Source organism: Plantactinospora sp. BC1, from assembly GCF_003030345.1.
In the GTDB taxonomy this organism is placed as follows: domain Bacteria; phylum Actinomycetota; class Actinomycetes; order Mycobacteriales; family Micromonosporaceae; genus Plantactinospora.
Map to the genome: position 1 here is coordinate 4,682,863 of NZ_CP028158.1, position 13,740 is coordinate 4,696,602.

At 72.8% G+C, this 13,740-nt stretch carries 10 protein-coding genes; all 10 read left to right on the forward strand.

Features of this window, described 5'->3' with window-relative positions:
• Window positions 1–50: 50 nt before the first annotated feature.
• Entirely contained in the window at window positions 51–1,712 is a 1,662-nt protein-coding gene (argS, locus tag C6361_RS20505; RefSeq protein WP_107268692.1) for an arginine--tRNA ligase, read from the forward strand.
• A gap of 66 nt (window positions 1,713–1,778) precedes the next feature.
• The gene (gene lysA, locus C6361_RS20510; protein ID WP_107268693.1) at window positions 1,779–3,164 is read left to right on the forward strand and encodes a diaminopimelate decarboxylase; all 1,386 of its coding nucleotides are present in this window, start codon (window positions 1,779–1,781) and stop codon (window positions 3,162–3,164) included.
• The gene (locus C6361_RS20515; RefSeq protein WP_107268694.1) at window positions 3,161–4,510 is read left to right on the forward strand and encodes a homoserine dehydrogenase; all 1,350 of its coding nucleotides are present in this window, start codon (window positions 3,161–3,163) and stop codon (window positions 4,508–4,510) included. Before lysA ends, C6361_RS20515 begins: the two co-directional genes overlap by 4 nt.
• A 165-nt stretch (window positions 4,511–4,675) precedes the next feature.
• The gene (gene thrC / locus C6361_RS20520) at window positions 4,676–5,725 is read left to right on the forward strand and encodes a threonine synthase (protein ID WP_107264213.1); all 1,050 of its coding nucleotides are present in this window, start codon (window positions 4,676–4,678) and stop codon (window positions 5,723–5,725) included.
• Between the two features lie 254 nt (window positions 5,726–5,979).
• The gene (locus C6361_RS20525; RefSeq protein ID WP_107268695.1) at window positions 5,980–9,255 is read left to right on the forward strand and encodes an efflux RND transporter permease subunit; all 3,276 of its coding nucleotides are present in this window, start codon (window positions 5,980–5,982) and stop codon (window positions 9,253–9,255) included.
• Window positions 9,256–9,370: 115 nt separating this feature from the next.
• Window positions 9,371–10,615 carry an MFS transporter gene (locus tag C6361_RS20530; protein WP_107268696.1) on the forward strand — a complete coding sequence of 415 codons (1,245 nt, stop codon included), beginning with the start codon at window positions 9,371–9,373 and terminating at the stop codon, window positions 10,613–10,615.
• A 130-nt stretch (window positions 10,616–10,745) separates the two neighbouring features.
• Complete coding sequence (locus tag C6361_RS20535; RefSeq protein ID WP_107260487.1) at window positions 10,746–11,399, forward strand: phosphodiesterase; 654 nt, start codon at window positions 10,746–10,748, stop codon at window positions 11,397–11,399.
• Between the two features lie 145 nt (window positions 11,400–11,544).
• Window positions 11,545–12,411: an SPFH domain-containing protein gene (locus C6361_RS20540; RefSeq protein WP_107260485.1), complete on the forward strand. Its 867-nt coding sequence runs from the start codon at window positions 11,545–11,547 to the stop codon at window positions 12,409–12,411.
• A 12-nt stretch (window positions 12,412–12,423) separates the two neighbouring features.
• Window positions 12,424–12,651 (forward strand): hypothetical protein, encoded by a 228-nt coding sequence (locus C6361_RS20545; RefSeq protein ID WP_107268697.1) that lies wholly within the window; start codon window positions 12,424–12,426, stop codon window positions 12,649–12,651.
• Between the two features lie 91 nt (window positions 12,652–12,742).
• Window positions 12,743–13,690: a homoserine kinase gene (gene thrB, locus C6361_RS20550; RefSeq protein ID WP_107268698.1), complete on the forward strand. Its 948-nt coding sequence runs from the start codon at window positions 12,743–12,745 to the stop codon at window positions 13,688–13,690.
• The last annotated feature ends 50 nt before the right edge of the window (window positions 13,691–13,740 follow it).

Here is a 13,740-nt window from a genome sequence, read left to right on the forward strand (position 1 = left end):
GCGCAGGGTCGCCACCGAGTGACCGAGTCTACCCCCGCTAGCATGGTTCGGTGACTCCCGCCAACCTCGCCGAGGCCGTTCTCGCCGCCGCCCACGCCGTCTTCGACCGGCGTGAGCTGGATCACTCGGTACTGCCCGAGTCCGTGCCGCTGGAGCGACCCCGGAACCCCGAGCACGGCGACTACGCCTCCAACATCGCGCTCCAGTTGGCCAAGCGGGTCGGGCTGCCGCCCCGGGAGCTGGCCACCGCCCTCGCCGAGGAACTGGCCCGGACCCCGGGCGTGAAGTCGGTCGACATCGCCGGGCCCGGCTTCCTCAACCTCCGGCTCGACCCGGCCGCCGCCGGAGCGCTCGCCCGCGAGGTGGTCCAGGCCGGTCAGGCGTACGGCCGCAGCGACCGGCTCAGCGGGCAGCGGGTCAACCTCGAGTTCGTCTCGGCCAACCCGACCGGCCCGATCCACCTCGGGCACACCCGCTGGGCGGCGGTCGGCGACTCGCTGCGGCGGATCCTCACCGCCGCCGGTGCCGAGGTGACCAGCGAGCACTACGTCAACGACGCGGGCGCCCAGATCGACCGGTTCGGCCAGTCGCTGCGGGCGGCGGCGCTGGGTGAGCCGGCGCCCGAGGAGGGCTACGCCGGCGAGTACGTCAGCGAGATCGCCGAGCGGATCGTCGCCGAGCGCCCCGACCTGCCCGGCCTGCCGGCCGAGGAGGCGGTGCCGGTCTTCCGGGACCGGGGCTACCAGCTCATGCTGGACGAGATGCGGGCCAGCCTGGAGCGGTTCGGCGTGCACTTCGACGTCTGGTTCTCCGAGCGCACCCTGCACAGCAGCGGCGCGGTCGAGCACGCCCTGGGCCGGCTGCGTGAGCAGGGCCACGTCTACGACGCCGACGGCGCCATCTGGCTGCGCACCACCGACTTCGGTGACGACAAGGACCGGGTGCTGATCCGCAGCAACGGCGAGCTGACCTACTTCGCCGCCGACTCGGCGTACTACATCGACAAGCGGGAGCGCGGCTTCGACAAGTGCGTCTACCTGCTCGGCGCCGACCACCACGGCTACGTCAACCGGCTCCGGGCGATCGCCGCCTGCGCCGGGGACGACCCCGACTTCAACATCGAGATCCTGATCGGCCAGCTCGTCAACCTGGTCCGCAACGGCGTACCGGTCCGGCTCTCGAAGCGGGCCGGCAACATCATCACGCTGGACGAGGTCGTCGACGCGGTCGGCGTGGACGCGGCCCGCTACTCGCTGGCCCGCTCCTCCACCGACTCGCCGCTGACCCTCGACATCGAAGTGATCACCAAGCACTCGAACGACAACCCGGTCTACTACGTGCAGTACGCGCACGCCCGGATCGCCTCGCTGCTGCGCCAGGCCGTCCAGCTCGGGGTGACCCGGGGCGCCGAGTTCGACCCGGGGCTGCTCAGCCACGAGAAGGAGAACGATCTCATCAAGACGCTCGGCGAGTTCCCCGGTGTGGTGGCCACCGCCGCCGAACTGCGCGAGCCGCACCGGATCGCCCGCTACCTTGAAGAACTGGCCGGCACGTACCACCGGTTCTACGACGCCTGCCAGGTGCTGCCGCGCGCCGGGAAGCCGGTGCCGGAGCAGCTCACCCAGGCCCGGCTCTGGCTGGTCGAGGCGTCCCGGATCGTCCTGGCCAACGGCCTGGCGCTGCTCGGCGTCTCGGCGCCGGAGCAGATGTGAGCCGTCTGGCGGATCCCGCGCTCGCGGGCCGGTCGGTAACACGCGCGTAGCGAAGGGAAACGACAGATGCGCGCTCACGAAGCGGGGGCACTGCACGGCGACCTCGGGGTCCGGGGGCCGGCCTGGCTGCGTACCCCGGAGGACGTCAACGCGCTCGTGCCGCAACTGTGGCCGCGCAACGTGGCGCGGGACGCCGACGGTGCCCTCGTGGTCGCCGGCCTCGGCGTCCGCGAACTGGCGGCGGAGTTCGGCAGCCCGGCCTACGTGCTCGACGAGGACGACCTGCGCTCCCGCTGCCGGGACTTCCGGGCCGCCTTCCCGGACCAGGACATCTACTACGCCGGCAAGGCCTTCATCTGCCGGGCCGTGGTGCGGGTGATCGCCGAGGAGGGGCTCTTTCTGGACGTCTGCTCCGGCGGCGAGCTGGCGGTGGCGCTCTCCGCCGGCATGCCGCCCGAGCGGATCGGCTTCCACGGCAACAACAAGTCCCCGGCCGAGCTGGCCCGGGCCGTCGACGCCGGGGTGGGCCGGATCGTCGTCGACTCGTTCCACGAGATCGACCGGCTGACCGCGCTGGCCCGGGAGCGGGGCGTCCGGCCCCAGGTGCTGCTCCGGGTCACCGTCGGAGTCGAGGCGCACACCCACGAGTTCATCGCCACCGCGCACGAGGACCAGAAGTTCGGCTTCTCGCTGGCCGGCGGGGCGGCGGCGGCCGCCGCCTTCCAGATCCTCGACACCGACGTGCTCGACCTGCGCGGGCTGCACTCGCACATCGGCTCGCAGATCTTCGACACCAGCGGCTTCGAGGTGGCCGCCCGGCGGATCCTCGGCCTCCAGGCGCAGATCCGGGACGCCCGCGGGGTGGAGCTGCCGGAGCTGGACCTCGGCGGCGGCTTCGGCATCGCGTACACCACCCAGGACGACCCGGCGACGCCGCACGACCTGGCGAAGCGGCTCAACAAGATCGTCGACGGGGAGTGCGAGGGGCTGCGGCTGGCGGTGCCCCGGCTCTCGATCGAGCCCGGTCGGGCGATCATCGGCCCGGCCGTCTTCACCCTCTACGAGATCGGCACGGTCAAGGACGTGGACGGGATCCGGACGTACGTCAGCGTCGACGGCGGAATGAGCGACAACATCCGTACCGCGCTCTACGGCGCGTCGTACTCGGCGACGGTCGCCTCCCGGCGCTCGACCGCCGAGCCGATTCTGGCCCGGGTGGTGGGAAAGCATTGCGAGGCCGGGGATGTGGTGGTGAAGGATGAATTCCTGCCCGCCGACGTGCAGCCCGGAGATCTTCTCGCGGTGCCCGGAACGGGCGCCTACTGCCGGAGCATGGCCAGCAACTACAACCATGTTCCCCGGCCGCCGGTGGTGGCGGTCCGGGACGGCCGCGCACGGCTGATCGTCCGGCGGGAGACCGAAGACGATCTGCTGAATTTGGATGTGGGATGACGACACCGGTCCGTCTGGCTCTGCTCGGTTGCGGCACCGTCGGCGCGGAGGTGGTACGCCTCCTGCACGAGCAGGCCGCCGACCTGACCGCGCGGGTCGGCGCGCCGCTGGAACTCGCCGGAATCGCCGTACGCCGGCTCGGCCGTGACCGGGGTGAGCTGCCGGTCGACCCGGCGCTCTTCACCACCGACCCGCTCGGCCTGGTCAAGCGGGACGACATCGACCTGGTGATCGAGGTCGTCGGCGGGATCGAGCCAGCCCGGAGCTGGCTGGTCGAGGCGCTGCGGGCCGGCAAGAGCGTGGTGACCGCCAACAAGGCGCTGCTGGCCGAGGATGGCGGCGCGCTGCACGACGCGGCCGCCGAGGGCGGGGCCGACCTCTACTACGAGGCGGCGGTGGCCGGCGCCATCCCGCTGCTCCGGTCGCTGCGCGAGTCGCTGCACGGCGACTCGATCACCCGGGTCACCGGCATCGTCAACGGCACCACCAACTTCATCCTCTCCGCGATGGACGCCACCGGCGCCGGCTTCGCCGAGGCGCTGGACGAGGCGACCGAGCTGGGCTACGCGGAGGCCGACCCGACCGCCGACGTGGAGGGCTTCGACGCCGCCGCCAAGGCCGCGATCCTGGCCTCGCTGGCCTTCCACACCCGGGTCACCGCCGCCGACGTGCACCGGGAGGGCATCACCGAGGTCACCGCCGCCGACGTGGCCAGCGCCAAGGCGATGGGCTGCACCATCAAGCTGCTCTGCATCGCCTCCCGGGGGCCGGACTCGGCCGGCGCCGAGTCGGTCAGCGTCCGGGTGCACCCGGCGATGATCCCGGTCGGCCATCCGCTGGCCAGCGTCGGCGACGCCTTCAACGCGGTCTTCGTCGAGGCCGACGCCGCCGGTGAGCTGATGTTCTACGGGCGCGGCGCCGGGGGAGCGCCGACCGCCAGCGCCGTACTCGGCGACGTCGTCGCGGCGGCCCGCAACCACCTGGCCGGGGTACGCGCACCGAGCGAGTCGGCGTACGCCGCGCTGCCGATCCGGCCGATGGGTGAGGCGATCACCCGCTACCACATCAGCCTCGACGTGGCCGACCGACCGGGGGTGCTCGCCGCGGTCGCCGGGGTCTTCGCCCGGCACGACGTGTCGATCGCCACCGTGCGGCAGGCGCCCGCTCCGGCGGCTCCGCCGGACGGGGCGGCCGGACCGGTGCGCCGGGGCGGCGACGCGATCCTGGTCATCGTCACGCACGCCGCACCGGACGCCGCGCTCGCCGCCACCGTCGACGAGCTGCGCCGGCTCGACATCGTCCGCTCGATCGCCAGCGTGCTCCGGGTCGAGGGCGGCGACCGGTGACCGGGCAGGTCGGCGACCGGTAACCGGGGCGTACCGCCTGATCGGTCACGTCCCGCCAGATGGTTAGCGGGTGGTGCGGGTGCAGCCCGTCGGCAACGCTGGGTCACCGTGGAGGAGATGCCCGCCGCCGGCCGGCGGGCCAGACCGCGACGCGAGGAGAGCGAGATGTGGCGGGGCTTGATCGAGGCGTACCGGGACCGGCTGCCGGTCAGCGAGGCCACGCCGGTGATCACCCTCAACGAGGGGAACACCCCGCTGCTGCCCGCCCCGGTGCTCTCGGCACGGCTCGGCTGTGACGTCTATCTCAAGGTGGAGGGCGCCAACCCGACCGGTTCGTTCAAGGACCGGGGCATGACGCTGGCGGTCTCCCGGGCGGTCGAGGCCGGCAACAAGGCGATCATCTGCGCCTCCACCGGCAACACCAGCGCCTCGGCGGCGGCGTACGCGGCCCGGGCCGGGCTCACCTGCGCGGTGCTGGTGCCGCAGGGCAAGATCGCGCTGGGCAAGATGGCTCAGGCGCTGGTGCACGGCGCCAAGCTGCTCCAGATCAACGGCAACTTCGACGACTGCCTGGCACTCGCCGCCAAGCTCGCCACGGACTATCCGGTGGCCCTGGTCAACTCGGTCAACATCTACCGGCTGCACGGGCAGAAGACCGCGGCCTTCGAGATCGTCTCGGCGCTCGGCGACGCTCCCGACATCCACTGCCTGCCGGTCGGCAACGCCGGCAACATCACCGCCTACTGGATGGGCTACTCGGAGGAGGCCGAGCAGGGCAACGCCACCCGCCGCCCGAAGATGTACGGCTTCCAGGCCTCCGGCGCCGCCCCGATCGTCACCGGCGAGGCGGTCCGCGAGCCCTCGACCATCGCCACCGCGATCCGGATCGGCAACCCGGCGAGCTGGACCAAGGCGGTGGACGCCCGGGACGCCTCCGGCGGGCTGATCTCGGCGGTGACCGACCGGGAGATCCTCTCGGCGTACCGGCTGCTCGCCCGCGAGGTGGGGGTCTTCGTCGAGCTGGCCAGCGCGGCCAGCGTCGCCGGGCTGCTGCAACAGGCGGCCGAGGGGCGGGTGCCGAGCGGCTCCACCGTGGTCTGCACGGTCACCGGGCACGGCCTCAAGGACCCCGAGTGGGCGATCTCGACCGCCCCGTCGCCGATCACCATCCGCAACGACGTGCCGACCGCCGCCCGCGCCCTCGATTTGGCCTGAGCCGGGGCGCGGCCCTGCCCGCCGGTGCGGGACGGGTGCCGTTCCAGGGCCGGCCGGACGACCCGTCGGGCGTGGAGCTGCTGAGAGATGGCTGAGCCGGAGTTGTCGTCCGGCCCGGTCGCCCCGCAGGCTGCGGCCAGCGCCCCGACGCCGGGGTGGAGTTCCGGATCAGGCAGACTTTCCCTGCCGCGCCGAGTCGGAACTCGCGTGATCACAGTTCTCGCGCCAACCCGATAACAGGAGTAGAGCCGCTGATGTCGTTCCTCGCCAGACTCAGTCTCGCCAACCGAGGACTTGTCGCGCTCATCGCGATCGTGATCACAGGGTTCGGCGTGTACGCCGTACCGTCGCTGAAGCAGCAGCTCCTGCCCTCGCTGGAGTTCCCGGCGGCCTTCATCGTCGCGCCGTACCCGGGCGCCGGGCCGGAGGTCGTGGAGGAGCAGGTCGCCGAGCCGATCGAGAACAGCATCCAGGGGATCGCCGGGCTGACCAAGGTCACCTCCACCTCCCAGGAGGGCAGCGCCACCCTCCAGGTCGAGTACGAGTTCGGCACCGACCTCGACGACGCGGTCAACAAGATGCAGACCGCGCTGAACCGGCTCTCGCTGCCGGAGAACGTCGAGCCGCAGGTGATCGCCGGCAGCACCGACGACCTGCCGGCGGTGGTACTCGCGGCGGCCGGCAACGGTGACGAGCGGGCCCTGGCGGAGAAGCTCGCCGAGACCGTCGTGCCGGAGCTGGAGTCGATCGACGGCGTCCGTACCGTCGAGGTGACCGGCGCCCGCGACGAGCAGATCGTGATCACCCCCGACCCGGCGAAGCTGGCCGCGTCCGGCGTCGCGCCGACCGCGATCGGCGAGGCGCTGCGGGCCAACGGCGTGACCATCCCGGCCGGGGCGCTGACCGAGGCGGACCAGACCCGGACGGTCCAGGTCGGCGGCCAGATCGGCTCGGTCGAGGAACTCGCCGGGGTCTTCCTGACCGGGCGGGCCGGCGGCCAGCCGGTCCGGCTCGGCGACGTGGCGACCGTGCGGCAGCAGCTCGCCGCGCCGACCTCGTTCACCCGGACCGACGGCACGGACAGCCTCGGCATCATGGTCACCGCCAGCCCGGACGGCAACGCGGTGCGGATCTCGCACGACATCCGGGACCGGCTCGCCGACCTCTCCACCGCCTCCGGCGCCACCCTCAGCGTCGTCTTCGACCAGGCGCCGTTCGTCGAGAAGTCGATCGAGAGCCTGACCACCGAGGGCCTGCTCGGCCTGGTCATGGCCGTACTCGTGATCCTGGTCTTCCTGCTCTCGATCCGCTCGACCCTGGTCACCGCGGTCTCCATCCCGCTGTCGGTGCTGGTGGCCCTGATCGCGCTCTGGGTCGGCGACTACTCGCTCAACCTGCTCACCCTCGGCGCGCTGACCATCGCGGTCGGCCGGGTGGTCGACGACTCCATCGTCGTGCTGGAGAACATCAAACGACATCTCGGGTACGGCGAGGAGAAGCGCACCGCCATCCTCGGCGGGGTACGCGAGGTGGCCGGCGCGGTGGTCGCGTCCACCCTGACCACGGTCGCCGTCTTCACCCCGATCGTGCTGGTCGGCGGCTTCGTCGGGCAGCTCTTCGCGCCGTTCGCGATCACCGTCACGGTGGCGCTGCTCGCCTCGCTGCTGGTCTCGCTGACCATCATCCCGGTGCTGGCGTACTGGTTCCTCCGGCCGGCGAACGGTGGCGCGACCGAGGAGGCGGTGCGACGGGCGGCCGAGGAGAAGGAGCTGCGCAGCCCACTGCAACGCGGGTACCTGCCGGTGATCCGGTTCGCGACCCGGCGGCGCTGGCTCACCGTCGGCCTCGGCCTGGTGGTGCTGCTCGGCACCTTCGGCCTGGCCACCCGGCTGGAGACGAACTTCCTGGACGACTCCGGGCAGGACACCCTGAGCATCAGCCAGGAGTTGCCGGTCGGCAGCAGCCTGACCGCCACCGACGCCGCCGCCAAGCAGGTCGAGCGGGTGCTGGCCGACGCCGACGGGGTGAAGTCGTACCAGGTGACCGTGGGCGGGGGCGGCGGCAACCCGTTCGGCGGGGGCGGCGGCGCCAACGAGGCGAGCTTCTCCGTGGCGCTGGACGAGGAGGCCGACGCCGGGCAGGTCCAGGAGTCGCTCCGGACCGAGTTCGACAAGCTGACCGGGGCCGGCGAACTCAGCTTCGGCGGGGCCGGCGGGCCGGGCGGCGGTTCGGTGAACGAGATCCAGGTGATCGTCCGCGCCGCCGACCAGGAGGTGCTGGCCCGGGCGAGCGAGCAGGTCGGCAAGGCGATGTCGGAGGTGGCGGACGTCACCGACGTACGCAGCAGCCTGGCCGACAGCGCCCCCCGGATCGACGTCAAGGTGGACCGGGCCGCCGCCGCCCGGCTCGGACTCTCCGAGGCGGCCGTCGGGCAGCTCGTCGCGCAGCAGTTCCGGGGCAGCCCGCTCGGCCAGGTGTCACTGGACGGCCGGCAGCAGGACGTGGTGCTGCGTACCGGGCAGCCGCCCGCCGGGATCGAGGCGCTGCGGGCGCTGCCGGTGGGGCCGCCCGGCCCGGCCGGGGTGGTGAAGCTGGACGACATCGCCGAGGTGACCGAGGTGCAGGGCCCGCTCGCGGTGACCCGGATCGACGGCGAGCGCAGCGTGACGGTCAGCGGTACGTCGACCGGCTCCAACCTGGGTGCCACCACCACCGCGCTGCGGGAGAAGCTGGACGGGATCGAGGTGCCGGGGGCGACCTTCGAGATCGGTGGCGTCAGCGCCGAGCAGCAGGAGGCCTTCGCCGACCTGGGGCTGGCGGTACTCGCCGCGATCGCGATCGTCTTCGTGATCATGGTCGCCACCTTCGGCAGCCTGCTCCAGCCGCTGATCCTGCTGGTCTCCATCCCGTTCGCGGCGACCGGAGCGATCGGCCTGCTGCTGGCCACCGACACTCCGCTGGGCGTACCGGCGCTGATCGGTGTGCTGATGCTGGTCGGCATCGTGGTGACCAACGCGATCGTGCTGATGGACCTGATCAACCAGTACCGGGCCCGGGGGATGGGCGTGGTCGAGGCGGTGGTCGAGGGCGGCCGGCGTCGGCTGCGGCCCATCCTGATGACCGCGATCGCGACCATCTTCGCCCTGCTGCCGATGGCGCTCGGCCTGACCGGTGAGGGCGGGTTCATCTCGCAGCCGCTGGCCATCGTGGTGATCGGCGGCCTGATCAGCTCGACGCTGCTCACCCTGGTGCTGGTGCCGACCCTCTACACGATGGTGGAGAACACCAAGGAGCGGATCCGGCGCCGCCGGTCCGGGGCGGGGACGGCGGGTGCCGACGAGGCGGCCGGCCCGGACGTACCGGCCGGCGAGCCGGTGCCGGCGGGTGCCGCTGTCGGCGCACCGGGCGGCGGGTCGCCGGGGCCGGTGCCGGCCCGTCCGTCGGGCGCGCTGGTGGACGGTACCGACCAGTTCGAGGTACTCCGGCTGCCGAAGAGCCGCCGGTCGCCGCTGCCGCCGACGGAGGACTGACCGCCGGCCCGCGACACGACGAGGGACCGATCCCGGGTGGCCCGGATACCGCCACCCGGGACCGGTCCCGCTCCGTGCGCGAGGTCCGAGGTACGGCCGGGTAGGGTCCCGGTACGTGTCGTCTGCCGTTTCAGTCCTTACCCGGAACCGGGACTTCCGCCGACTCTTCAGCGCCGAACTCGTGGTCTTCGGGGCCGACTGGTTCGTGATGGTGCCGCTGCTGGTGCTCCTGCCGGAGCTGACCGGCAGCGGGGTGTGGGGAGCCCTGGTGCTCGCCGCCGACAACAGCATCCTCGCCCTGCTGCTGCCGTACGCCGGCACCGTCGCGGACCGGCTGGACCGCAAGCGGATCCTGATCGCCTCGAACCTGACCGCGCTGGCCGCGATCGTGCTGCTGCTCGGGGTACGCGACTCCGGCACCGCCTGGCTGGCGCTGGTCGCGGTCGGCGCGGTGGCGGTGGCCAAGGCGTTCTACTCGCCGGCCGCCTCGGCCGCGCTGCCGAACGTGGTCGACCCGGAGGACCTCGCCGGCGCCAACGCGATCGCCGGTTCGGCGTGGGGCACGATGAGCATCGTCGGGGCGTCCCTCGGTGGTGTGCTGACCGCCGCCGTCGGGCCGTACGCCTGTTTCTGGGTGGCCGTGGTCGGCCTGGCGGTGGCCGCCGGGCTGACCCTGCTGATCCGCCGCCCGATGCAGCAGCCGCGCGACCACGCCCTGCCGGCGCCGCACCCGTGGGCGGCGCTCGGCGAGGCGGCGCGCTACATCGGGCACCGTCCCCGGGTGCTGGCCCTGGTCACCGTGAAGAGCGCGGTCGGCCTCGGCAACGGGGTGCTGACCGTCTTTCCGCTGCTGGCCACCCTCTACGGGGTGGGCCCGATCGGCACCGGCCTGCTCTTCGCGGTACGCGGTGCCGGCGCGCTCGTCGGCCCACTGCTGATGCGCCGGGTACTGAAGCACCGGTCCTGGCTCTTCACCGGCCTCGCCCTGTCGATGTCGCTGTACGGGCTCGGCTACCTCGGGGTGTCGGTGACCCGGTGGTTCCCGCTGGTGCTGGTCCTGGTCTTCGTCGCGCACCTGGCCGGTGGCAGCAACTGGGTGATGTCCAACTACGCGTTGCAGGCCGAGGTGCCGGACCGGCTGCGGGGCCGCGTCTTCGCCACCGACATGATGCTGGCGACGGTGGCGATCGCGCTCAGCCAGCTCGTGGTGGCCGGCGTGGTGGACCACGTCGACCAGCGGGTGGTGCTGGCCGGCTGCGGCCTCACCACCCTGGTGTACGCGCTCGGCTGGTGGGTCGCCACCCGCCGCCTCGACCCCACCGACGACCAGGGCCCGGAACCCGCCCCCTCCCGGGCGTGACCGCCGCCTACCGGCGTGCTCGGGCCACTTCGGGCGGCACTACGTCCCGGAGGTGGCCGGGGTGCGAGCCGGCGGGTTCAGGCGCGGGGTGGCGGGGTATGGGTGGGGCATCGAGACGATGGACGTAGCGGTGTCGAGCCGCCTCGCGCGCTGGCGGGGCGGCCGGCTGCTGCACCCGCGCGGGCTCTCCTTCACCGGCGAGGTCGAGCTGTGGGGGCCGCTCGCCGACGGCCTGGCCGGCGGCTCCGGCCGGTACCCGGGGACCGTGCGGCTCTCCCGGGGCACCCCGACCCCGCAGGGCTGGCCCGACCTGCTCGGGCTCGGCGTCCGGCTGCACACCCCCGACGGCCCCTTCGACCTGCTGCTCTCCGGCAGCAGCCGACCGCCGCTGCTCCGGCACCTGCCGCTGCCGCACCGCGACTTCGCCGGGCCGTACGGGAGCCTGCTGGCGTACCGGTTCGGCGGTCGCCGGGCCTACCTGCTGGCCCGGGCCGACCGTCCGCTGGGATCGTCCCTCGACGAGGTGGCCGAGGTCGCCGCCCGTGGCGAGGCCCGGCTCGAGCTGCTGGCGGCCGGCTGGGGCGGCCCGTGGCGCGCCTTCGGCCGGATCGTCCTCGGTACCCGACTGCCCGAGGAGGTCGACGCGGCGCTCGCCTTCGACCCGGACGGTCGGCGCGGCTCGGAGCTGCGGCCGAGGGGTCTGCTCCAGTGGACGCGGGTGCTCAGCTACTCGTTCTCGCAGCGCGGCCGGGGTGCCGCGGAGGACCAGACCCGGCTGCCCTGACGAGGTCCGAGGTTCCGCCGGGCGCGGTCGCGCCGGGTCGACTCCGACTCTGCTGTTCCGATGTTCCGCCGGCCAGGGCCGGGGGTCGACGCGTGGGCATGCGTTCGATATCCTCGTGATATCACCTCGCTATCAAGGAGATGTCATGGAACGAGCTGCCTTCCGGATCTCCGGGTTCATCCCCACCGCGGTCATGCTGGTCCTGGCCGCCGTCGGGATCGCCAGCATCGCGTCGGTGCTCGGCGAACCGGGTGTCGACCTGCGGATCACGGTGGTCACCGTCGGCTACGCCGTACTGGCCGCGCTGGTGGCCACCGGATACACCGTGGTCAACCCGAACGAGGCCCAGGTGGTGCAGTTCTTCGGCCGCTACGTGGGCACCATCCGGCAGGCGGGCCTGCACTGGACCTGGCCGCTCACCGCACGGCAGAAGGTCACCCTGCGGGTACGCAACTTCGAGACCGCCCGACTGAAGGTCTCCGACGCCGACGGCAACCCGGTGGAGATCGCCGCCGTCGTCGTGTGGCAGGTGGTCGACTCCGCCCGGGCCGCCTTCGCGGTCGACGACCACGTCGAGTACGTCGCCGTGCAGTCCGAGGCGGCCGTCCGGCACCTCGCCACCAGCTACCCGTACGAGGCGCACGACTCGGGTCGGGCGAGCCTGCGGGACAGCGCCGTGGTCAGCGACGAGTTGACCTCCGAGCTGCGCGAACGGGTCGAGCTGGCCGGCGTGGAGGTGCTGGAGTCCCGGATCACCCACCTGGCGTACGCCCCGGAGATCGCCCAGGCGATGCTGGCCCGCCAGCAGGCGAGTGCGATCGTGGGTGCCCGGTTCAAGATCGTCGAAGGGGCCGTCGGCATGGTCTCCAACGCGCTGGAACGGCTGCGCGAGGAGCACGTGGTCGAGCTGGACGAGGAACGGAAGGCGCAGATGGTGGCGAACCTGCTCGTCGTGCTCTGCGGTGACCGGGCCGCCCAGCCGGTGGTGAACACCGGTTCCCTCTACAGCTAGGTTCCCGCTCCCATGGCGGAACGCAAGAAACTCCTGCTCCGGCTCGACCCGCAGGTCTACGAGGCGGTCGCTCGGTGGGCCGCGGACGACATCCGCAGCGTCAACGCCCAGATCGAGTACGCCCTCCGGCTGGCCCTGCGTTCGGCCGGCCGGGCGGGCAGACCGACCCGGGGCGCCGATCCGGCGGATGCCGACCCGGCTGGCTCACCGGCGGAGCCGGACGACTCCGAGTCGGCGTGACCGACCCGGCCGGGCACCGGGAAGGGTCGGTGACGTCCCAGGGCCCGGACGCCGGCCCCGGCACCGCGGCCTGGCCGCCTAGCATGAGCCGATGCGGCCGACCTTCGTTTCCGAACCGGTCCGGGTCCGGGTGCCGGCGACCAGCGCCAACCTCGGTCCGGGCTTCGACGCGCTCGGTCTGGCGCTGGCGCTCTACGACGACGTCAGCGCCCGGACGACGGCGGGCGGCTGTCGGGTCGAGGTGACCGGGCAGGGGGCCGGAGAGCTGCCGACCGGCGACGACCATCTGGTCGTCCGGGCCATGCGGGCCGGTTTCGACGCACTCGGGGGTCAACCGCCGGGGCTGGCCGTGGAGTGCGTCAACCGGATCCCGCAGGCGCGCGGCCTGGGCTCATCGTCCGCGGCGATCGTCGCCGGGATCCAACTGGCCAGGGCGCTGGTCGAGGACGGCATGCGGCGGCTCGACGACGCGGCGGCACTGCGGCTGGCGGCGGAGCTGGAGGGACATCCGGACAATGTCGCGCCGTGCCTGCTCGGCGGGTTCACCATCGCCTGGACCGAGTCGGGCGGTCCGGCCCGCGCGGTCCGGTTGCCGGTGGCGCCGCAGGTCCGGGCCACGGTCTTCGTACCCGAGGAGCGCGGGCTGACCGCGACCGCCCGCGCGGCGCTGCCGGCGACGGTGCCGCACGTCGACGCGGCCCGCAACGCCGGCCGGGCCGCGCTGCTGGTGCACGCCCTGACCACCGATCCGGCGCTGCTCTTCGAGGCGACCGAGGACCGGCTGCACCAGCACTACCGGGCGGCCGGAATGCCGGGCACCGCCGCCCGGTTGGCGCAGTTGCGTGCGGCTGGTGTGCCGGCTGTGGTCAGTGGGGCGGGGCCGTCGATTCTCGTGCTGAGCAGCGGCGAGGAGAAATTCGAGGCGGGAATGGGTTGGACCGCGCAAAGGTTGCCCATAGACGTAGCCGGCGCCCGGGTCGATGGGGGTAGACTGGGACACGCCGAGCGGGGCCCTGTTGCCGCAGGTCGGAAGAGTTGATTACGCTCTAGACTTAGCACAGCCGCGAAGCAATGCGACTCCTGCGGGTC

Excerpts from the sequence above, each read along its gene's own strand:
- C6361_RS20525 (WP_107268695.1), top strand. The coding sequence starts at position 5,980 with ATGTCGTTCCTCGCCAGACTCAGTCTCGCCAACCGAGGACTTGTCGCG.
- C6361_RS20515 (WP_107268694.1), top strand. The coding sequence starts at position 3,161 with ATGACGACACCGGTCCGTCTGGCTCTGCTCGGTTGCGGCACCGTCGGC.
- thrB (WP_107268698.1), top strand. The coding sequence starts at position 12,743 with ATGCGGCCGACCTTCGTTTCCGAACCGGTCCGGGTCCGGGTGCCGGCG.
- lysA (WP_107268693.1), top strand. The coding sequence starts at position 1,779 with ATGCGCGCTCACGAAGCGGGGGCACTGCACGGCGACCTCGGGGTCCGG.
- C6361_RS20540 (WP_107260485.1), top strand. The coding sequence starts at position 11,545 with ATGGAACGAGCTGCCTTCCGGATCTCCGGGTTCATCCCCACCGCGGTC.
- thrC (WP_107264213.1), top strand. The coding sequence starts at position 4,676 with ATGTGGCGGGGCTTGATCGAGGCGTACCGGGACCGGCTGCCGGTCAGC.
- C6361_RS20545 (WP_107268697.1), top strand. The coding sequence starts at position 12,424 with ATGGCGGAACGCAAGAAACTCCTGCTCCGGCTCGACCCGCAGGTCTAC.